19 protein-coding genes are annotated in these 21015 nt (G+C 67.3%); 8 read left to right on the top strand and 11 right to left on the bottom strand.

What is annotated here, in order from left to right:
• From A9X01_RS20145 to A9X01_RS20135, 3 genes are all read right to left on the bottom strand, one after another.
• Positions 1 to 808 (bottom strand): TauD/TfdA dioxygenase family protein (locus A9X01_RS20145; protein ID WP_065122445.1); only part of this gene is annotated, 808 nt, incomplete at its 3' end.
• A gap of 117 nt (positions 809 to 925) precedes the next feature.
• Positions 926 to 2593 carry a catalase gene (locus A9X01_RS20140; RefSeq protein ID WP_065122433.1) on the bottom strand — a complete coding sequence of 556 codons (1668 nt, stop codon included), beginning with the start codon at positions 2591 to 2593 and terminating at the stop codon, positions 926 to 928.
• 68 nt (positions 2594 to 2661) lie between these two features.
• Positions 2662 to 3765, bottom strand: a complete 1104-nt coding sequence (locus A9X01_RS20135; RefSeq protein ID WP_253849242.1) for a glycosyltransferase — start codon at positions 3763 to 3765, stop codon at positions 2662 to 2664.
• 239 nt (positions 3766 to 4004) lie between these two features.
• Between A9X01_RS20135 and A9X01_RS20130 the strand changes: the two genes are divergently transcribed.
• Positions 4005 to 5861 carry an FAD-binding oxidoreductase gene (locus tag A9X01_RS20130; RefSeq protein WP_253849240.1) on the top strand — a complete coding sequence of 619 codons (1857 nt, stop codon included), beginning with the start codon at positions 4005 to 4007 and terminating at the stop codon, positions 5859 to 5861.
• On the opposite strand, the gene A9X01_RS20125 is transcribed toward A9X01_RS20130, so the two are convergent.
• From A9X01_RS20125 to mdlC, 3 genes are read right to left on the bottom strand one after another with little or no spacing between them, the layout of a single operon-like run.
• Positions 5839 to 6825 carry a quinone oxidoreductase family protein gene (locus A9X01_RS20125; RefSeq protein WP_065122431.1) on the bottom strand — a complete coding sequence of 329 codons (987 nt, stop codon included), beginning with the start codon at positions 6823 to 6825 and terminating at the stop codon, positions 5839 to 5841. The two genes, A9X01_RS20130 and A9X01_RS20125, sit on opposite strands and share 23 nt — an antisense overlap.
• 10 nt (positions 6826 to 6835) lie before the next feature.
• A complete protein-coding gene (locus tag A9X01_RS20120) occupies positions 6836 to 7231 on the bottom strand; it encodes a tautomerase family protein (protein ID WP_065122430.1) in 396 nt (131 codons plus the stop codon).
• An 11-nt stretch (positions 7232 to 7242) separates the two neighbouring features.
• Positions 7243 to 8856 carry a benzoylformate decarboxylase gene (gene mdlC, locus A9X01_RS20115; protein ID WP_065122443.1) on the bottom strand — a complete coding sequence of 538 codons (1614 nt, stop codon included), beginning with the start codon at positions 8854 to 8856 and terminating at the stop codon, positions 7243 to 7245.
• Positions 8857 to 9006: 150 nt separating this feature from the next.
• On the opposite strand from mdlC, the gene A9X01_RS20110 reads away from it, so the two are divergent.
• Positions 9007 to 11745, top strand: coding sequence for a helix-turn-helix transcriptional regulator (locus A9X01_RS20110; RefSeq protein ID WP_081282496.1), 2739 nt, complete (start codon positions 9007 to 9009; stop codon positions 11743 to 11745).
• A gap of 12 nt (positions 11746 to 11757) precedes the next feature.
• On the opposite strand, the gene A9X01_RS20105 is transcribed toward A9X01_RS20110, so the two are convergent.
• Positions 11758 to 12759, bottom strand: coding sequence for an NAD-dependent epimerase/dehydratase family protein (locus A9X01_RS20105; protein WP_065122429.1), 1002 nt, complete (start codon positions 12757 to 12759; stop codon positions 11758 to 11760).
• Between the two features lie 134 nt (positions 12760 to 12893).
• Here A9X01_RS20105 and A9X01_RS20100 point away from each other — a divergent pair, with 134 nt between their 5' ends.
• The 3 genes from A9X01_RS20100 (at position 12894) to A9X01_RS20090 (ending at position 15746) form a co-directional block, all read left to right on the top strand.
• A complete protein-coding gene (locus tag A9X01_RS20100) occupies positions 12894 to 14417 on the top strand; it encodes a PucR family transcriptional regulator (protein WP_065122428.1) in 1524 nt (507 codons plus the stop codon).
• A 135-nt stretch (positions 14418 to 14552) separates the two neighbouring features.
• Entirely contained in the window at positions 14553 to 15179 is a 627-nt protein-coding gene (locus A9X01_RS20095; protein WP_065122427.1) for an Rv1733c family protein, read from the top strand.
• A gap of 105 nt (positions 15180 to 15284) precedes the next feature.
• Complete coding sequence (locus A9X01_RS20090; protein WP_065122441.1) at positions 15285 to 15746, top strand: GreA/GreB family elongation factor; 462 nt, start codon at positions 15285 to 15287, stop codon at positions 15744 to 15746.
• A gap of 1 nt (position 15747) precedes the next feature.
• Here the strand turns inward: A9X01_RS20090 and A9X01_RS20085 are convergent, their stop codons facing one another.
• Together A9X01_RS20085 and A9X01_RS20080 are read right to left on the bottom strand one after the other, a co-directional pair.
• On the bottom strand, positions 15748 to 16317 hold the full coding sequence (locus A9X01_RS20085; RefSeq protein WP_065122426.1) for a DUF2231 domain-containing protein: 570 nt from the start codon (positions 16315 to 16317) through the stop codon (positions 15748 to 15750).
• Positions 16318 to 16364: 47 nt separating this feature from the next.
• On the bottom strand, positions 16365 to 17264 hold the full coding sequence (locus A9X01_RS20080; RefSeq protein WP_065122440.1) for a class I SAM-dependent methyltransferase: 900 nt from the start codon (positions 17262 to 17264) through the stop codon (positions 16365 to 16367).
• A 168-nt stretch (positions 17265 to 17432) separates the two neighbouring features.
• Here A9X01_RS20080 and A9X01_RS20075 point away from each other — a divergent pair, with 168 nt between their 5' ends.
• Both A9X01_RS20075 and A9X01_RS20070 read left to right on the top strand, forming a co-directional pair.
• Positions 17433 to 18515 carry an alpha/beta hydrolase gene (locus A9X01_RS20075; RefSeq protein ID WP_081282493.1) on the top strand — a complete coding sequence of 361 codons (1083 nt, stop codon included), beginning with the start codon at positions 17433 to 17435 and terminating at the stop codon, positions 18513 to 18515.
• On the top strand, positions 18515 to 19255 hold the full coding sequence (locus A9X01_RS20070; RefSeq protein WP_065122425.1) for an SDR family NAD(P)-dependent oxidoreductase: 741 nt from the start codon (positions 18515 to 18517) through the stop codon (positions 19253 to 19255). The genes A9X01_RS20075 and A9X01_RS20070 overlap by 1 nt, the downstream gene beginning before the upstream one ends.
• Before the next feature lie 8 nt (positions 19256 to 19263).
• On the opposite strand, the gene A9X01_RS20065 is transcribed toward A9X01_RS20070, so the two are convergent.
• Positions 19264 to 19614, bottom strand: a complete 351-nt coding sequence (locus A9X01_RS20065; protein ID WP_155772186.1) for a hypothetical protein — start codon at positions 19612 to 19614, stop codon at positions 19264 to 19266.
• A 48-nt stretch (positions 19615 to 19662) separates the two neighbouring features.
• A complete protein-coding gene (locus tag A9X01_RS20060; protein WP_065122423.1) occupies positions 19663 to 20316 on the bottom strand; it encodes a hypothetical protein in 654 nt (217 codons plus the stop codon).
• 87 nt (positions 20317 to 20403) lie between these two features.
• On the opposite strand from A9X01_RS20060, the gene A9X01_RS20055 reads away from it, so the two are divergent.
• Positions 20404 to 20994: a TetR/AcrR family transcriptional regulator gene (locus tag A9X01_RS20055; protein WP_065122422.1), complete on the top strand. Its 591-nt coding sequence runs from the start codon at positions 20404 to 20406 to the stop codon at positions 20992 to 20994.
• Positions 20995 to 21015: the final 21 nt, after the last annotated feature.

Here is a 21015-nt window from a genome sequence, read left to right as displayed (position 1 = left end):
GGCGCGGTTGGTCGCCGAAGTCCGAGACGGCGTAGTGCTGGGTGGCGCGGTTGTCCCACATCGCGACGTCGCCGAGTTCCCAGTTCCACCGGATCGTGTTCTCCAGCCAAGTGATGCGGTCCTGGAAGATTCGGTAGAGCGCCTGCGACTCGGCGCCGTTGAGACCCACGATGGACTTTGCGAAAGAGCCCAGCAGCAACGCCTTTTCGCCGGTCTCCGGATGAACCCGCACCACCGGATGCAACGTTTCGTAGTGCGTCGACTGGAATTCGGCGGCGTACTTCAGCATCGCTTCCGGGTTGGCCTGGGCCGCCGCCAGTTTGACGGGATCGATCTGGGCGTAGTCGAACGCGTTGTTGTGCACGGCCCACAGGTTTTCCGCGAGTTCCTGCAATGGCGGGGGCAGCTGGCGGTATGCAGCGACGGTCGATGCCCAGGTGGTTGTGCCGCCGTAGGAAGGCAATTCGACGGCGCGCAGGATCGAGGCCTTCGGTGGGCGGTCGACGAAGGTGACATCGGTGTGCCACTGGTTGGCGCCGCTCCCTCCGACAGCTTCCAACCGCATGACCTTGCTGCCCTCGAACTTCAGTGTCGGATGCGGAGTCGTCGGCACGCCCAGGCTTTCGGCAAACGCGTACTGCGAGTCGTCGTCGAGGTGGTGTTGCCCGCGAAAGAAGATCACCTTGTGCGTGAGCAGCGCCTGATTCACCGCCGCCGCGGCCTCCGGGTCGAGCGCGCCGAGCCGCACACCATCGACACGGGCGCCGATGTTCTCGCCCAGCTTCACCACACGAATACCGCTACTCATCTGCCCCGCGCCTTTCGAAGTATCCCGCGTGTAGTCGACTGTATACACGCGGCTAACCGCAACGGTAGGCACGCGGCGCCGCCATCGCAACGCTTGTGATCAGGTTGGACGAAACGCTCAATCGGTTCCGCTGGCCGCCGGCACGTGCTCGTTGGGGACGCAGTGTGTCATCGTCAGTCCTTCGACGTCGCGAGGTCCGTTCTTGCCGAGGTTGGCGCGACGGTGTTCTTCAGCTTCCGTCAAGGTCTGCGATTTCAGCGGTTCCAGGTGCCGGACATCGTCGGGCGTGATGCCCAGACCCTCGCCGACTCGGATCCCAAGTTCGTCGTCGCACATGAGGAAGTGCCACACCATGCGCTCCTGTACCTCGCGTACCGCCTCGGAGATGCCGTCGACCAGGTTGAGCACCAGGTCGTCCTTTTCCCACTGCTCCATCAGCTGGTAGCGCTGTCCGGCCTGGGTGTAGTCGTCGGTGCGCGGTATGCGTTTCTTCGTCAAGCGCCCACTGATCTCGGGACCGACCTCGTCCTGGCGCTCGCTGGTGGCCTCCCGCAGGCCGCCGGTGATGGACGGCTCGTAGTTGACGTGCGGGTTGGCGCCGTTGTTGTCGACGCGGTACTGCATCTGCCCGCCCTGCTGGTTGGTGGACACCTTCGCGTTCTTCGCCTGGTTCACCGGAAGCTGCAGGTAATTCGGCCCCACGCGATAGCGCTGGGTGTCGGAGTAGGAGAAGGTCCGACCGACCAGCATCTTGTCGTCGGAGAACTCGAGACCGTCGACCAGCACGCCGGTGCCGAAGGCGCTTTGTTCGTTCTCGTTGAAGAAGTCCGACACGTTGCGGTTGAGCACCATGGTGCCGACCAGTTTCGGCGGGAACTCGTTCTCCGGCCAGGTCTTGGTGTCGTCGAGCGGGTCGAAGTCGAGTTCGGGGTGGTCGTCGTCGCTCATCAGCTGCACCAGCAGCTGCCACTCCGGATAGTCGCCGGACTCGATGGCCTCGTACAGGTCTCTACTGGCATGACCGAGATCCTCGGCCTGGATCGCAGCGGCGTCCGCCTCGGTGAGGCTCTTCACGCCGATCTTCGGCATCCAGTGGTACTTGACCAGGTGAGTCTCGCCCTCGGCGTTGACCCACCGATAGGTGTTCACGCCGAAGCCCTGCATGGTGCGGTAGTTCGCCGGGATGCCGCGCGGGGAGAACAGGTTGACCAGCATGTGCATCGACTCCGGAGTCTGCGACATGAAGTCGAAGATGCGGGCGGGCTCCTGCCGGAAGGTGACGGGATCCGGCTTGAGCGCGTGAATCACGTCGGGGAATTTCACCGCGTCGCGGATGAAGAAGACGCCCAGATTGTTGCCCACCAGATCCCAGTTGCCGTCCTCGGTATAGAACTTGACGGCGAATCCGCGCGGGTCTCGCGCCGCCTCCGAGGAGTCCCGGCCACCGATCACGGTCGAGAAGCGGATGGCCAGGTCGGTGCGTTTGCCGGCTTCGGCGAAGAGCTTGGCCCGGGTGTACTTCGCGATCGGCTCGTCGCCCCACTTCCCGGTGGCCTCGAAGTACCCGTAGGCGACGAAACCGCGGGCGTGCACAACGCGCTCCGGGATGCGTTCCCGGTCGAAATGGCTGATCTTCTCCAGGAAGTGGTAGTTCTCCAGGGTCGCCGGCCCGCGGGCGCCGATCGTGCGCTGATTCTGGTTGTCGTAGATCGGGTGACCTTGGCGGTCGGTGAGGATGTCGCGGGTGTCGTCGGGATCGGGCGGTATTGCGGACACATCGGTCATCTAAGGCTCCTGGGCTTGTTCGCTACGTCAGCTGATCGGTCGCGTACCCGTCAGTGCCGCGCCGAAACTCATGCGGTCCTTGGGCGGCCCCGCGCCTCGGACTCGGCCCACAGCCTGCGATACAGCGCAACGTATTTGGCGACCATCGCCGAGACGTCGTGTTGGGCGACCGCAACGCGACGCACCTGGGCGCGCGAAAGCTCGCTGACGACAGGAATGGCCCGGGCCATGGCGGCCACGTCCCCGGGCGCCACCAGGCGGCCGCACCGTTCGTCAACGAGTTCGGGGATGCCGCCACGAGCGAATGCCACCACCGGCGTCCCGCACGCCATCGCTTCGGCAACGACCAGGCCGTAGGGCTCGTCCCATAGCGGGGTCACCAGCGCGGCGGCGGCACCGCCCACCAGCGCGGCCAGTCGGTGCTGGTCGAGATGCCCCGCATACCGCACCCGGTCGCCCAGCTGCGGCTGGATCCTGCGGCGGAAGAACTCCTCATCCACGATCGGCCCGGCCAGCACGAGCGGGTGCCCGGAGCGTTGTGCCGCTTCGATCGCCAAATGCGGCCCTTTTTCTCGGACGATGCGGCCGGACCACACGACGTAGCGCCCACCCGGCCCTGCGGGCCACCGCGCGACGTCGATGCCATTGGGGACGACGGCCATGTCGATGCCGGTGTGCGCCCAGGTGGCGGCGGCCTGCGCGCTGACCGCCGCGAAGGTGAGGTTGCTGCGGCGAACCGCACCGACCGCCGCTTCCAATAACGGGAACGGAGGCGTGTGCAGGGTCGTCAGCACCGGCGTGCCCAGCCGTGGGGCCATCAGGAGCGGGACGTAGTGCAGGCTGTGGTTGTGGATCACGTCGTAGTCGGCGGCGCCGTCCTCGGCCAGCCACGTCATCAGCGCGACGAATCCTTGGTGGTCGGAATCCTTGACCGCGCCCGGCAGCGGGAACGGCGCCGAAGCCGCTGAACTGCGGTGCAGCGTGTCGATCGTCAAACGCGGGTGGGCCGGCCCCAGATCGGAATCCTCAGCAGCGAACAGTGTGACCAGGTGACCTTCGTGCACCAACGCCCGGGTGAGGTGCCCTATGTGTGCTTCGAGTCCGCCGGCGTAGGGCTCGAGGATCGGGAAATGATTGTGCGCGATCACCGCGATGCGCAGGGGTGAGCGCACACCGACTCCCTTCGGCCCGACTGAGTACTGGACTGAGTCTTGTGCAGATACCCGCCTCGCCGGCGCGCTAATACCCCGAGCGTGGGCTTCCGTAGGAAAACCGGCGTGGCCCGGTACGTGCGCCAAACGCTCGACGAATCGGTGGCCCCGGGGAGCGGCCAACCCCGGGGATTTCCACGGGCTCACCGGAGCGCGGAAGGTGCCAATGTTGAGCCGACCCAACACGATCGAGGATGGCCATGGATAGCAGCGTGATCCGCCAGTTCGCCGCCGCGTTGTCTCAGCCCGACGCGATACTTTCCGACGCCGGCGATCTGGCCGCGCGGGGCCGCGACTACTGGGGATTCGGTGGGGTGCCCGGTGTGGCCGTCCGGCCGGTGTCCCGCGCCGAGGTGATCTCGGTGCTGCGCATCGCGGCCGCACATCACATTCCGGTGGTCACCCGCGGCGGTGCGTCGAACTGCAGCGCCGGCATGATGGCCGCACCCGATCGGGTGATGCTGGACATGTCAGCGATGAATCGGGTGCTGGCCATCGATCCCGAGGGGCGCACCGCCCGCGTCGAGGCCGGTGTCATCAACGCCGACCTGCAGAAGGATTTGGTCGGCTACGGCCTGTGCTTCTCCCCGGATCCCGTCTCGGCGCCGCTGTCCACCATCGGGGGCAACATCATCGAAAACGCCGGCGGTCCACACGCATTGAAGTACGGCGTCACCTACAACCACATCCATGAGATTGAGGTGGTGCTCGCCGACGGATCCGTAGTGAACCTGTCCGCCGACGATGCCGGGCCGGATCTGCTCGGTGTGATCATCGGTTCGGAGGGCACCCTCGGCATCGTCACCGAGGCGACCGTGGCGTTGCGGCCCATCGCACCGGTGACTCACAGCTTGATGGGCAGCTTCGCGTCGGCACACGACGCCGCAGATGCCGTCGCGGACATCATCCGGACCGGCACGGTGCCCGCCGCGCTCGAGTGGCTGGACCGCGCCGGAATCGCGGGGCTGCAGGCGTTCACCGACACCGGGTACCCCACCGATGTGGATGCGATCGTGCTGGTCGACGTGGACGGCACGGTCGAGGAAGTGGAGCGCGACGCCGCGACAGTGGAAAAGGTATTGCGGCGCAACGCCGTTGAGGTGCGGGTGGCCACCGACGACGAGGCGCGCGAAAAGCTCTGGTACGGACGGTTGCACGCGCCGGATGCGGTGGTACGCAGCGGCCACGACTACTTCATCGGGGACGTCACGGTGCCGCGTAACCGGATTCCCGAGATGCAGGAAGCCATCCAGCGCGCCGCGGCCCGGCACACCGACGGGCTGTTGTTCATCGCGGTGGCCGGGCACGCCGGCGACGGGGATCTGCACCCCATCTCGTTCTTCGACTCAACCAACCCCAAGGCGGCTTCGGCGTTGGAAGCCGCCAACAACGAAATCATCGATGCCGCACTCGACCTCGGCGGAACCCTGACCGGCGAGCACGGTGTCGGTACCGAGAAGCGCCAGTTCATGACCAAGCGCTTCACCCCGGTCGAGATCGCCGCGCAGCGCGCCGTCAAGCGGGTCTTCGACCCCACCGGGCTCCTCAATCCGGGCGTGCTGCTGCCCGACTTGTCGCCGGATGAGCCGAGCCTGGCCTCGTTCGAGGCGACCGTGGGCGCCACACTGTCCCGACACCGGGACCAAGCCTCGGTGAAGGATGAGCCGGCGCCCGCGGCGACCACCAGCGATACCCAAATCGACCTCAACGCCGCGAATCTGAGCCTGACCGTCGGTGCCGATGTGCGTCTCGACGACCTGGCCGCTCACCTTACCGAACAGCACATGGCCTGTGCCGCAATACCTGCCGATCCGGACGGGCGTAGTGTCGGAGCGCTGATAGCCGCCGCCAGTGGCGCCGAACGGCGCGCGGTCCGCAACAATCTGCTCGGCCTGCGCGTCGTCCTCGCCGATGGTGGTGCACCGGCCCGATTCGGCGGCGAGACCATGAAGGATGTCGCGGGTTACGACCTCAAGCGGCTCTTCATCGGCGCGGGTGGGGCATTCGGTGAGATCGTGTCCGCCACGTTCAAGGTCAACTGCCTGCCGGTGGTATGAGCAGGGTGGAACCGTGCGTCCGGCGGGACTCCAGGTCGCGGTGCGCCCGGGCGGCCTCGGCCAGCGGATAACGCTCACCGATGGTCACGTCGACGGTGCCATCACCGATCACGCGGAACAGTTCGGTTACCCGCCAGGCGAACTCGTCGTACGTCCGGTTGAAATGGCTGCGCAACGGGCGGGTGAGGTGCACCGAGCCAGCGGTCCGCAGCCGCTGAAGGTCGAGCGGTGGCACCGGTCCGCTGGCGGCGCCGAACAGGGCGAGCGTGCCGCGAACGGCCAGGCTTGCCAGGCTGGCGTCGAAGGTGGTCCGGCCAACTCCGTCGTACACTGCCGAAACACCTCGCCCTCCGGTCAACTCGCGAATCACCGACCCGAACTCGTCCGGTTCGGTGGGGTAATCGAGTACGTGCGACGCTCCGGCCCGGCGTGACAGGTCCGCCTTGGCCGGGGTGGATGCGGTCGTGATTACCCGTGCGCCGAGGCTGACTGCCCATTGGGTCAGGATCAGACCGACGCCGCCGGCGCCGGCGTGCACCAAGATGACGTCACCCGGTTTGACCCGGTACACGGAATTGACGAGGAGGTGCGCCGTCAGTCCCTTCAACAGGGCGGCGGCTGCGGTGTCGCTGCCGATGGCGGCCGGCACGTGAGCCACCAAAGTAGCCGGCGCGGTGCAGTATTCGGCGTAAGCACCCACGGCGTCCGCGCTTGCGACCCGATCACCCTGCCGAACGGTCGACACATTCGCGCCGACCCGCACGACGGAGCCGCACACCTCACCACCCGCAATGAAAGGCAGCGCGCGTCGGCACCTGCCAGACCGGAAATGGGTATCGATGAAGTTGACGCCGATCGCCTCCGCCTTGATCATCACGCAGTTGGCATCGGGTGTCGGTTGTGGAATTTCGGTGTAGGTGAGAACCTCCGGCGCACCGGTTCGGGTCACCGCCACCGCGTACATGGCGGTTCCGTCAATGGCCTGCCAGCCACGCCTGTTCTTCCCCCGGGTTGGGCAGTACCCGTCCGCCCTCCATGGCGAAGTGGGCGGGACTGTTCTGGATGATGACGAGGATGCGTGCCGACGGAATGCCGGTCACTCTGCTAGCAGCCTCGGCGACTTCGCTTAATAGCTGGCTGGTTTCGTCATCAGGGTGGCCCGTGCGCACCCAGCCGGTGATCAGCAACGGCTGCGACTGTTGGGCATCGGTGTAGATCGCGTCCGGTGGGAGTTCGTGGAACACCACGTTGATGTAGGTGCTGGGAACGTGGTTGACGCGGGAGTGGATACGGGTGATCTCCGCAGCCAGATCCGCTTTAGTCTGCGCGTCGAGCGTCGCGGCGGCGGTAGTGCACGTGTAGATGGGCACCGGACCCGCCCTCAGCCCAGGAACGGAAGTTGGGGGATGGTCGGCACCACGATGACCGTCGGTCCGTCCGCTGACAGGGCAGCGGAGAACTCGGTGGCCAGCGCGTCGGTACTGTCGACCGTCACTGCCCGGCAGCCGAATCCCTTTGCCAGAGACTCGATGTCGAGGCCGGGTAGGTCGAGGCCCGGTACCCCCGGTGTCTTCTCCAGTAGCGCGAACGACTTGAGGATGCAGTACTCACCGTTGCGCAGGACGACGTACACGACGGGCAGTTTGTGCTGCGCGGCGGTCCAGATCGCCTGAATCGAATACTGGAAGGAACCATCACCGATGGTGGCGACGACGGTGCGTTTGACGCCGCGGGCCCGGTCGCCGAGCGCGACACCGACCGCGGCCGGCACGCCCCAGCCGATTCCGCCGCTCCCGGTCGCGTAGAAGCCCGCGCTGCGCGTGGTGGGCAACCAGGTCTGCTGTTCGGCGATGGTCGACGTCGACTCCATCACCAGCGGTGAATCCGCGGGCTTGAGGGTGCTGAGCACCTCGTACACCGCGTTGGCGGTCATCGGCGCGGACGCCGGCAGATCGGATTTGCGCTCGTGAGCCAGGGGCGGCGGTGCCTGCCGGTCGCCCGGTACCTGCACGGTCTCGGTCAAGTACGCCAAAGCCTGCCCCACGTCACCAACCAGGCTGTCGCCGACCGGCGCCACCGCAGCGCGTTCCGAACTGGCGGTGATCTGCAGCAGTTCGGTGCCTTCGGGCAGGTACTCGCCGGCCACGTAGGGGTAATAGCGGAACACCTCCGCCCCGACCACGATCACCAGGTCGTAACCGTGCAGCACCTGCTCCACCCCGGCGATCGTCATCGGCAACATGCCGGCGTACAGCGGATGGTCCTCGGGAAACGAGATGCGGTCCGGCAGCGAGCTGCCGTACACGGGTGCCTTCAATTTCTCGGCGAAGGCGACGCCGGCATCCCAGGCGCCGGCGCGGTCGACCTCCGGTCCCAGCACAAGGGCCGGACGCTGGGCACTGCTGATGCGTTCGGCGAATTGGCGCAAGCGATCGGGGTCGGCGGTGGTCCGTTCGCCGACCGTGCGCACAACGGCAGGACCGAGCGCGGGCTTCTCCCAGTCGTCGAGGGGTATGGACAGGAAGACCGGGCCGGCGGGCGGTTGCAGCGCCGTCGCATAGGCACGCATGAACGCGCCCGGCACATCCTCGGCCCGCGCCGGCTCGTGAGCCCACTTCACCCACGGCTGCGGCAGCGTCGTCGCTTCTTTGTTGGCCAGATATGGGTCACACAGCAGCATTTCGCGTGTCTGCTGACCGGCGGTGACGATGAGCGGGGTATTGGCGCGGTAGGCGGCCACCAAGCTACCGACGGCATTGCCGGTTCCCGCCGCCGTGTGCAGGTTGACCAGCGCCGGCCGCCCCGTGGCCTGAGCGAACCCGTCGGCAATGGTCAGCACCGACGCCTCCTGCAGCGCCAGGACGTAAGTGAAGTCGTCCGGGAAGTCTCTCAAGAAGGACTGCTCGGTCGATCCGGGATTGCCGAACACCGTCGTCAGACCGAGCTTGCGCAGCAGTTCGTAGGTGACTTCGTGGACATTCTTAACGTCGGTCATCGGAGCACACGGCCTTTCTCGTCGAGTGCGGAAGCGGCGGCCGCTCGCCTTCCACGGCGTCGAGTCAAGCACCGGTGCCCAGTTGCCGACCCCGGGTAAACCCCCGGTCTCCGGCGCGCCCCGGGGGCGGTTTCCTGCGAATATGTTTGCGTGCGCGACAATATTTGCGGGTTGCTGGGCCGGCGGCAGGAGCAGCAGTTGCTGGCCGGCCTGCTGGGTGGCGCGCGCGAAGGCCACAGCGGCGTGCTCGTCGTGCGGGGCGAGCCGGGCATCGGTAAGACCGCACTGATCGACCATCTGCTTGAGCAGGCCTCGGATTTCCGCGTCATCCGCACCAGTGGAGCCGAGTCCGAGATGGAACTGGTTCACGCAGGGGTGCAACAAGTTTGCGCTCCATTGCAAGAATTGGTGGGCCGGCTCCCCAAACCGCAACAGGTTGCGCTGGAAGTCGCACTCGGAGTCAGCGAAGGCGACGGTGCTCCGGATCGACTGCTGGTCGGGTTGGCTGTGCTCACCCTGCTGGCGGAAGCGGGGGCAAGCCGACCGACGATTTGCGTCGTCGATGACGCGCACTGGGTCGACCGCGCGTCACTGCAGGCGATCGCCTTCGCGGCGCGACGGTTGCTGGCGGATCGCGTCATCATGATTTTTGCCGCGCGGACCCCGGTCGCCGAATTGGCCGACCTGCCCGAGATGGTCCTGGAAGGTCTGTCGGACAGCGACGCCCGGGCCCTGCTCGCGGCACTGCTGCCCGGACGGATCTCTGATCGCATGCGCGACAGCATCGTCGCGGAATCGAGGGGCAACCCGCTGGCTTTGCTTGAACTGCACCGGTGCCTTGACCCGACCGACCTGGCCGGCGGTTACGGCCTGGCACACGGGAAGTCTATTCCCGGGCGCATCGAGCACAGCTTCATCGAGCAGTTCAGTCAGCTTCCGGCGCCTACCCGGATGCTGTGTCTCATCGCCGCTGCGGAACCGACCGGACAACCGAGTTGGTTGTGGTCCGCGGCGGCCCGGCTGGGAATCGATGTCGAGGCCGCTGCGCCCGCAGAGACGGCGGGCCTGTTATCGGTCGACGGCCGCATCGTGTTCCGCCACCCGCTGGTTCGCTCCGCGATCTACAGTCATGCACCGCTTTCGGAACGGCGGCGGGCTCACGAAGCGCTCGCCGGCGCAATCAGCGATGCTCCCGACCACCGGGCCTGGCACCGCGCGCATTCCATTACAGCCCCCGACGAGGAGGTCGCCACCGAATTGCTGGGCGTCGCCGAACACGCCCGGGCTCGCGGTGGCATCGCGGCCGCCGCGGCGTTTTGGGCAGCGGCCGTCGACGCGACACCGGATCGTCAGCAGCGGGTGCAGCTGGCATTACAGGCCGCACAGGCCAAGCTCGATGCGGGATCGCTAGAGGCCGCCACGCGGCTGCTGGATCTCGTAAGCGAAGTCTCCGACGACGAATCCGTCAGTGTCCGAGTCGATTTGATACGTGCGAAGCTAGCGTGGGCCGCACGTCGTGGTCCCGATGCGCCGCCGTTGCTGTTGGCCGCCGCCCAGCGGCTCGGCGAGATCGACCCCGCGTTGGCGCGGGACACCTATCTCGAGGCGCTGATGTCCATCCTCATTGTGGGCCGCTTTTTCGACCCGGAAAGTCCGCCGGAGCGAGTTGCCCGGGCCGCCCGCGCCGGCCTGGCCGCGGGTCGGCGCGACACGGTCGACCTGTTGATGGAGGGACTGATCGTCCGACTGACTGATGGCTATGTTGCCGCAGCGCCGCTGCTGCGAACCGCGATTGCGGAGTATGTGCGGGAGACCCGATCGGGTACGTCGGATCCGCGCTGGCACGACATCACCAATCGCATCTGTCTGGACCTGTTCGAGCAGGACGCCTACGACTTCCTCACCAGCCGGCAAGTCGAGATGCAGCGTGCCACAGGAGAATTGACGCTCATCGCATCGTCCCTGTCGACCTACGCCGGGCTCAAGGTGACACGCGGTGACTTCCCGGCCGCAGAGGCGGCGCTGCAGGAGGTGGAGATCCTGGCCACCGCGACCGGCACCCCGCCGCACCTGTCGATCGTGCCGTACCTGGCTGCCTACCGCGGCGAGGAGAAGCACTGTCTCGAATCTGCGAGGGTGATCATCGAGGGGGCCAGCGCTCGCGGCGAGGGCACCGAAGTTTCGGTCACGCTTTATGCGACGGCCGTCCTGTACAACGGTTTGTCGCAATACCCGAAAGCGTTGGCGGCGGCGCGGGCCGGGCTCGAACACGACGACATCGGCATGTCGTCGTATCTGCTCACCGAAGCGGTGGAGGCCGCCGCCTACTGCGGCGAAACCGACCTGGCCGCTGAGTTTCTCGCGCATATCAACGAACGCGCGCGGGCCAGCGGAACCGAGACCGCGCTGGGCATCGCCGCGCGTTCGCGAGCGCTCGTCGGTGTAAGCGCCGACCCGGGCGCGGACTATCGGGCGGCGGTGGAGCACCTGTCGCGCACCCCGGTGGTCGTCTACCAGGCGCGCACCCACCTGGTCTACGGCGAGTGGTTGCGGCGGGCGAATCGCCGCGCAGATGCCAGGGCTCAGCTGCGCTGCGCCTACGACCTATTCGCTCAAATGGGCGCAGCGGGCTTCGCCGCGCGGGCGCGCCGCGAACTGCAAGCTACCGGCGAGGCGGTGCACAAGCCGGTGAAGGGCACCGCGATCGGCCTCACCACGCAGGAACGGCAGATCACCCTACTGGCGCGGCAGGGCTGTACCAACTCCGAAATCGGCGCCCAGCTTTTCATCAGTCCGCGCACAGTGGAATGGCATCTGGGCCGCATCTTCGCGAAGCTGGGCGTCAGCTCGCGGCGCGAATTGCGAAACCTTGCTCTAGAAATGGTTTGAGTAATGGCGTGATCACACCCCGCTCGCTGTCTCACCGACGTGGTGCCGCGGAAAAGACGAAACGATGGCGTCGACCGGGGACCGCCACGTCATGCCGAAATCGCCCAGCGTGCGTGAATCGTCGGTCGGCGTGGCCGCGATCAACAGCAGCGCGGCCTCGTAACTGAGCCCGTCACCCAGCGGCACGATCCCCGACAGCGCATCACCGACCCTGCTCAAGGCGCGGAACACCCGGTGATCCAAGGGGATTCGGATGAAACGGCGACCGGCCCCACGCTCGAGGGCGGTGATCATGTCGTCAAACGGGACGAGCTCCCCGCCACACACATAGCGCCGCGGCCCGCGTCCCGGCTTCATCAGGGCTGCATGCACCTCGGCCACATCCCGGACGTCGATCATCTGCATGCCGCCGCGCAACTTGGGCGCGATGCCAAGTCGCACTACCGGCGCCCAGCCGCGCTCGGTCACACCCGGTGCGGTGTGAAAGGCCGGCCCGACCACGCTCGACGGATAGGTGATCACAACGGGTGCACCCTCGTCCTGCAGCTTGCGAGCCACCCGATCGGCGTAGCCCTTGGTCTGCGCGTACGGGCTGCGACCCGGCGCGGTCGGGGTGTCGGGGCCGATGATGCCGTCCGGCGGCGGGAACAGGGCGCTGTAGCTGCTCACCATCACAACCGGATCCAGACCCGTCCGCACCGCGTGCCCCAGCAGCGACTCCGTTGCGTAGGCGTTGACTTCCCACATCAGTGCCGCACGACGGTTGTCGGTGCCGACGACGCCGGCGGCGTGCAGCACCGCGTCGCAGCCGTCCAGCAACGCCTCGATGGTGCGCTGCTGCCGGATGTCGCCCTGGCGTACCTCAACCTCGCCGAGTTCGGAAACCTTGCGAACTACCGGGGCGTCGGCCGCCCCGGGTTCGACGAGTAGGCGGATGCGGTGACCTTGGGCGAGCAGGGCTCGTACACAGTGCGCTCCCAGGTATCCGGTCCCGCCGGTGACGCCGATCAGCATGGTTCTCCCTCACGATGGCTCGTCCGGGCGACGGCCCACGGTTCCCATATTACGATGCCAGTGGCATCGAAAAATAGGGGGACACCGCGGGGTTTGCTGATTACGCTGGCAGCAGTCCTGTTGGGGAGCGCCGCGTGATCACTTTGGACCGCCTGGTCAATGTGCTGGGCAGCTACGGGGTTCGGCTGCGCTCGGCGACGGTTCCGCGATCGACCGAACTGGGCAGCGTCGTAATCCACGAGGCTGCCCAGAACGGTCCCGTGCTGGGCGATGTGCTGCTGGCCATCGATGCCGCGTCGTACCAGGAAGCGCTGCAATGGGCGGCGTCGGCGCATGCCGTGGTGGTGTTGGTGCGCGCCAGCACCGTGCCCACGAAGCCGGATGACGACGCGCGGGTCGGCGCGGTGCTGGTGGTTGACGACGCGCTCTCCTGGAGCGAACTGGCGGCCGTCGTCTACGGGCTGGTGCTCGAGGGCCGCGAAACCGCGGCCGGCCGCGGTCCGACCGATCTGTTCGCACTCACCGACAGCCTGGCCGACGCCATCGGGAGTGCCGTGGTGATTCACGATCGCCTGATGCAGGTGCTGGCCTATTCGCGGCTGCAGGAGCACGCCGATCCGGCGCGGGTGGAGACCATCCTGCTGCGGCAGACACCCGAGCGCCTGCGCAAGTTCTTCGAGGCCGACGGTGTATTCGCCCACCTGGAAGTCTCCGATGACCCGCTGTTCATCCCGCAGGACGCCGAGCACGGCCTGACCGGTCGGATGGTGGTGGCGGTGCGCTCGGGACGCGAACTCATGGGGTCGGTGTGGGTGGCGTGTTCGGCGCCACTGGACGGCGCCGCGCGCGCCGCGCTCGCCGACGGGGCGCACACCGTCGCCCTGCATCTGCTTCGGTCACGGGCCAGCGCGGACCTCGAGCGCCAGGTCGAATCCGATCTGGTGATCCGGTTGTTGGAAGGCAGCGCCGCCGCCGCCACGGTCATCACCAGGCTGGGACTGCCGCCGGGCCCGTTGCGGGTGATCGCATTGCAGGCGTCCATCGCCCGGGAACGGGATGCCGCGCTGCTGCTGGCATTCGAGCGCGCCACCGCCGGGTTCGGCTGGTCGCGGCCCGGCCGCAGTGCCCTGGTGGCGAAAACGGTGTACACGCTGCTCCCCGGGGGCGAGGCCGCGGTTGCGCGCCGCTGGGTCACCGGCTTGCGGGCCGCACTGCCGGAGGGGGCGACGGTGGTGGCAGGCATCAGCGGAGCGGTCGAAGTGTCCGACCTGCCCATCGCGCGCCAAGAGGCCGACGAGTGTCTGGCGCTACACGAGGCGTCGCCGAGGGCCGCCACGCCGGTGTACGACGAGTCATGGGACGACATCCTGTTGCAGCGGTTGCGGACGGCAGCGCGGTCGGGTCGGTCCCCGGACCGCGGGCCGGTGGCCGAACTGCGTCGCCACGACACCGCGAACGGTACCGAGTACGTGGCCACGCTGCGGGCCTGGCTGGAGGCGCAGGGCGATCCCGCGGAGGCCGGCGAGCGGCTGGGCGTGCACGAGAACACCGTGCGGTACCGGATGCGCAAGATGGCCGATCTCACCAATCTGGCGCTGGACGACCCCAAGAAACGGTTGGCCATGATGATCCAGCTCGCGGCGGGCGACATCTACTGATCGTCCTGTCGCAACGGGACAATGCGCGGGTGCCGGATTGTCCGGTTCCGTCAACGCGGGTGGCTGTCGGCCGCTTCACCATGGAGGTGTCGAAGAGAGCAGGACGCCCGACGCGCCTGCCCGATAGGAGCACCGATGCTTACCCCGCAACCCGATCAGCGACGGCGTGACCGCCACCGCTCTGACGAGGGTGCCGGCATGGAGACCTTCACCCTGGGTTTGCCGCGGTGGGTTCGGGTGCTGTTCGGCCGCAATCCTCTGATCCGCCGAAGCGACCGAATCGAAGCGCTGGTCCTGGCGTTGGCCGTCACGGTGACGCTGCTCGCGGCCCCGGTTGCGGCCGCCGTCGGCACCGCGATCCACGACTCGCGTGCCCGCTCCCACGCCGAGCAGGCACAGAGCCGTATCTCGGTCGAGGCGACCGTCCTCGACCGCCCAGCTCGCAGCGACAGCACCTGGGTGCAGGCCCGGTGGTTCGCCGCCGGCGCCGAGCACACCGGTCTGGTCCAGTCGGAAAGGGCACCCAAGCCGGGAGAGGTGATTGACATCTGGGTGAACCCCGACGGCTCCTACGTCGGCCCGCCGCACATGTCCGCGGCCAGGGAGGCGGTGCTGGTGGCCCTGGCGATCTGGTTGAACGTGGCCGTCGCCGCGGCGGCCCTCTTCGCGGGCACCCGAGCGGCGTGCAACCGGGCCCGCGACGCCGATTGGCGGCCCGAGCTGGTGACCGGCGAGGGCACCGAGCACCCCAGCCGGCCGTAACGAACTCTGCCCCCGGACGGGGCCTCCCAGTCGTCAGGGGCGGTTGCTGTCTCCCCGCCCGCCCCTGGCGACGACCACTTGGATAGGAAAGGACAGATAGTGACGGTGCAACGCAATGTGCAGCGGGTGTGGATCTCGAAGCAGGCCCACGACCGGTTGCAGCGAGAGTTGGCGACGTTGCGTCGATGGTGTCTCGCCGCGATCGACGGCGCTGACGAGGACCGCGCCGATGACATCCACCGCTGGCAGGCGCGGATCCAGGAAATCCACGATCTGCTGGTCGACGTGACCGTCGGCCAGGACCCGCCGGATGACGGGATCGCCGAGCCGGGAATGGTCTTGACCATCCGCTACGACGACACCGGAGAAGTCGAGACCTTCCTGCTAGGTCTGCGCGGTACCGAACCCGGCGACCTCGAGGTCTACTCCGTGCAATCCCCGTTGGGCGCCGCGCTGGAAGGGGCGCGCCCCGGCGAGCGGCGAACCTACGCCATGCCCAACGGCGCGCAGCTCACCGTCACACTGCTGCGAGCGGTCCCTTACGGGATGCACACGGGCGCGGCGTGATTCACGCGGCGCGCTGGTATTCGACCGGACTGCGGTGTGTCACCGCGCGAAGCGGCTCCCACCGGAACATCCCGGCGCCCTGCGCATAGGAAAGGTGCCCACCGAGTGCGCCGCCCACACTGATCGCGGTGAGGCCGGCGAGGGTGTACACCCGCGCCGCCCGGAGTCGATCTTTGCGGTACGCCCGATAGGAGAGGGAGAACATCACCACACCGGCGAAATTGGAGAGCGCGTGCACAAGCCCTACCCGCTGCTGTCGCCGGCCGAGCAGCGTGTAATCCGCCCAGCCGGCCAGCAGCGTAGGTGGCGTGGCGGCCAGACCGACGGCAATGAGTCGGCGGGCGGTGGTGACGTCTTTGAAGATGACGTCGAAGACCGCCGACGTCATCCAAGTGCCGACCGGGATCGTGATGAGCAGCGGGTGGACGGGGTGGCCGAGCCAGGATCCGCGCAGGAGCCTGGCCCGGCCACCGCGGCCGACCACCCGTCCGGCGACCCGAGCGCTGACCTGTGCGGGCCGGTCGAGGACCTCGAGTCGTTCGGCGCTGCCCAGAACTTGATGCAGATTCATTGCGCCTGACTACCCCGTTGCGCGCCGTCGAACCGCGCAACCGAGCATTACGTCAGGACCGCCGACAGGTAACCCGATGCCTTGCCGAACGCGGTCAGCTCGTCGTCGGGAAGCGCGAATCCATGTGCGGCGTAGGCCTCTTCGGTGTTCCTGACAGCCGCCCGCCAGCCGAGCGCCGCCAGGTATTCGGCTGCGCTGTTGCGTTCCCCGGTATAGAACAATTCCGCCAGGTTGATGTTGGAGCCGATGCGCCGCGAGCGCTCGGTCAGTTTCTCCGCCCAGTCGGACGGGATATTGCGCATGTCCATGTGTTCGGTAGCAATCCTGCTGCCGGGTACCGACAGGGCGGAGATGTTGTCGAACAACCGGTCCTGCGCCTCGGGCGGCAGGTAGACCAGCAGGCCTTCGGCGATCCAGGCCGTCGGCTGCTGCGCATCGAATCCCGCCGCTTCGAGGGCTGACGGCCAGTCGTCGCGCAGGTCGATCGCCACCGTGCGGCGCTGGGCGGCGGTCTCCGCGCCCAGGTCCGCCAGCGTGCGCGTCTTGAATTCGATGACCTCGGGCTGGTCGATCTCGTAGACGACCGTGTCGGCCGGCCACGGCAGCCGGTAAGCCCGCGTGTCCAGCCCCGAGGCCAGGATCACCACCTGCCGAACGCCAGCCCCGGTCGCCTCGATGAGGAAGTCGTCGAAGAACCGGGTGCGCACGGTGATCTGCTCCTTCATCGCTTGGCGGGTCACCAGTGGATCGTCGATATCCCCGAGCTCGCCGTCGAGCAGCTTGACGAAGGTATCGATGCCGACCGCCCGGACGAGCGGGGCCGCCGAAGGATCGTCGAGCAGCGCCTCGGGTCCTTCTGAGGCAATCGCGCGCGAGGTGGCGACGGCCGTGGCGGTCGCTCCCACGCTCGAAGCCAGATCCCAGGTGTCGTTGTCGGTCCGAGCCACGCTCGTCTCCTCCCAGCGGAATCCCACCGCTTAGTTAGCGTATATAACTTCTGGTGTTCACTGTACGCGCTCGCAACCGGCCGGGACCTTCGCGCCGCCCGGCTGGATCTTGAACCAAATATATGTTCCGGTTAGGGTTCGTCGGAGGTCGAGGGGGAGGGCGCAGCCATGGCGCGTGGGCGGTTCAAGGCGCGTCCAGTTGCGGTGACCAATGGGGCGCTCCGGATCGGCATGACGGTCTTGCCGCGGATACCGGCTTCGGCGAAACGCGTGCTTGCCGGAGGTCGGCGGATCACCGTTGACGGCAACACGCTGGATGCAACGGCGCAGCTGATCCTTGCCGCGCAACGACTTTCGCGTACCGGTGGCCTCGGCGCCTCCGGGGATCCGCAGATCGCCCGCGCGCTGATGCGCGATTCGCACGTGGCGATGGCGCCCAGAATCTCGGTCCCGACGACAGACCTCACCATCCCGGGCCCCGCCGGCGCGCTGCGGGCGAGGCACTACCGGGCGCCGGGTGCGACACCGGCGCCGTTGGTGGTCTTCTTTCACGGCGGCGGATTTGTCGTCGGCGACATCGAGTCTCACGACGGACTGTGCCGAATGATCTGCCGGGACGCCGCGGTGCATGTCGTGTCGGTGGAATACCGATTGGCGCCCGAACACAAGGCTCCCGCTGCCGTCGAGGACTGCGTCGCAGCCTACCGATGGACACTGCAACAGGCCGCGGACCTTGGTGCCGATCCAAATCGTGTCGGCGTCGGCGGTGACAGCGCCGGCGGAACCTTGGCGGCGCTTGTCACGTTGCACTGCCGCGACAACGGCATTCCGCAGCCGGCCCTGCAGGTACTGCTCTACCCCGCACTCGATCTCGCCGGTCAGACCCGATCACGGATGCTGTTCTCGGATGGATTCTTCATCTCCCGGTCCGAGATCGAGTGGTTCACCGAATTGTTTCTCGGCGGCACCGACTTTGCCCCCGACGATCCGGAAATATCGCCGCTGCGAGCCGATCTGACGGGACTGGCACCGGCCCTGGTGTTCACCGCCGGATTCGACCCGCTACGCGATGAAGGCAACGAGTACGCTGCCGCCCTGCGCCGGGCGGGGGTCACCGTGCACCACCGGCAGTTCGACACGCTCCCGCACGGGTTCGCCAGTCTCGCCCCGTTGGGAGGTGACAGCGCCGATGCGATAGCTTCGGCGATCTCGGCAATTCGGACCCACCTCGGCCAGTACGGAGCGACTTGATGGCAGCACTGGAAGGCAAGGTCGCGTTCGTGACCGGAGCGTCATCGGGACTGGGCGCGGTGACCGCGCGACTGTTGTCCCGCAGCGGCGCAACGGTTTTCGGTATCGCGCGGGACACCGACCGGCTCGCCGCGGTGTTCGCCGATATCGAGCGCGGCGCATATGCCGCGACGGACGTGGCCTCGCCGCAGGCCTGCCGGGCCGCGATCGCGCAATGCGTCGAACGGTTCGGCGGGCTCGATGTGTTGATCAACATCGCGGGCCGCCACCAGATGCGCCGGACCGAGTCGATGAGTGACGACGATTGGACCGAAGACCTCGCGGTCAACCTGAACGGCCCGTTCTTTCTGTGTCGCGCCGCGCTCCCGCATCTGCTCGCCCGCGGCGGCAACATCGTCAATGTCGCTTCGATCGCCGGGGTCGAGGGCCAGGCGTATTCGGCCGGCTACTGCTCGGCCAAGCACGGTTTGGTGGGGTTGACCCGCGCGTTGGCGGTCGAGTACACCGCGGATCGATTGCGGGTCAACGCGGTGTGCCCGGGCGGGATGCTCACCCCGCAGATCGAGCAATTCACTGCCCCGGAGAATCCCAACTACGACCTGATCCTGCGCTCGGCCGCACCGCGCGGCATGATGCAGCCGCGCGAGGTGGCCACTGTCATCGCGTTTCTGGCCAGCGACGACGCCGCGGCCGTGCACGGTGCCGTGTACCGGGTGGACAACGGCAAGGGTGCCGGCTGACGGTTGGTTTACCGCCGATAGAAGACGTCGCCTTCAACGGTGATCGTCGACTGGTTCACCCAGAGCACGTTGAAGTAGACGGGCGACGGCCGCCGGGTTTGGCTGCTGATGATCGTCAGGATGCCGCCATTGGACGAGGCATTCCAGCTGCACGGCCCCGACGTCGTCGGTACCCCAGCGGCATTCGCCAATGAGCAACCGCTCTGGCTCACCAGCAGTTGTTCGGATCCGTTGCCCGTGGTCCAAAATCCCACCGGGGCCGCCGCGCCGCCCGCGTGGGCGATGCCGGCCGAAACGACCAGCAGACCGGCGGCCAAACCCGCTACCGCAATAAGCATTTTGAGGCGCATACCCCGCATGATCGTGTCTCCTTTGACGATTGACACGATCAGAGTCGCCGACGCCGCTCAACGGATTCTTGCGGTTTCCTTGATGGTCGCCCGGGCGCTCTCCTGGGTGGCCAGCAGCTGCGGCAGCAGGTATTCCAGCTGTCCCACCTCTTCGATGTTGTGTTTGACCCAGGCGTGCAACATGTCATCGGGGAAGCGCCGGTGCACCATGCGGTTGATCGGGGCGAAAAGCTTTGTGCGCGCGCCGACGTCGAGCACCGTCACGTAGTGTGCGCCGTCTGACCCGGTCGACCAGGTGTGCTCGAGCTGGAAGACGATGACGCCGGCGATCCGCGTCACCAGCCGAATCCCGGTCTCGTCCAGCTTCTCCACGCGGTCGACGACGTCCACCCGGAACTCCGGCCGCGCGCCGAAGGCCTCCACGATGCGGAACCGCGCCCCCTCGGCGGCGCCGCCACCGGGTGCGGGACGGGCCAATTCCCAGCGGATGTGATCGATCGGATGCCACGCGAGATAGCGGTCGATGGTCTGGCCGCCGTATTCCATCGTGCCGCCGAGATTGGTGAACCAGCCCAACAGCATGGCCGGGGTGACACCCGGCAGCACCCGATGGTCGATGGTGACGCGGCGACGGTGATGTGGGGCTCGGGTGAAGCGCACCCTGGCGCTGTCGACCGGTCGCAGCGGATAGAGAACGGGCCGATTCTGCATGACGACCTCCAAGATACGATAACGTTTCTTGCTCTGAGGTTAAGTCGGCGTAGCAAGAAACGCAAGCGTTTCTTGAAAGGGCTGGGAATGGCGCGACGGTACGGCGCGGAACTCGACACCGCGATCAGGGACGCGGTGCTGGAGCTGGTCAGCCGCAACGGCCTGACCGGGGTCACCATGGAGGCCGTCGCCAGCGCCGCCGGAACCAGCAAGGCGGTGCTCTACCGGCGCTGGCCCGACAGCAGGGCGTTGCTGCGCGACACCCTGCTGCGCACCGCGGTCGCCGCGATCCCGCATGACGACACCGGCAGCTACCGCGAGGACATGTTGGCGATCCTGCGTGGCTGGGCTGAGCTGTTCACCGGTCCGCAGGCGCCCGCGGTACGGGCCGGGATCGCCGCGGCCGCAACCGATCCCGAGTTGGCTGAGGCTTTCCGCACCGATGTGATCGGCTGGCGCAAGAAGGAAATGGCCGACCTGCTGGCCCGAGGGATCGCCCGCGGGGACGTGCGGGCGGACGTCCCGGTCGAGATCGCCCGGGAGTTGGGTCAGAGTGTGCTGTGGCATCGCCTGTTGGTGACCGGCGACCCCATCAATGACGAGCTGATCGTGCAACTCGTCGACGAGGTGCTGGTCCCGTTTGCGGCGCCGCGACCGTCCCGCCGTGCTGAAACGTGAATCGCCGCAGCGTGCTCCGTG

This window comes from Mycobacterium asiaticum (genome assembly GCF_001668675.1).
GTDB classification, from domain to species: Bacteria; Actinomycetota; Actinomycetes; order Mycobacteriales; family Mycobacteriaceae; genus Mycobacterium; species Mycobacterium asiaticum_D.
The sequence above is the reverse complement of the archived record's forward strand: the minus strand, read 5'-3'. Positions and strand labels throughout refer to the sequence as shown.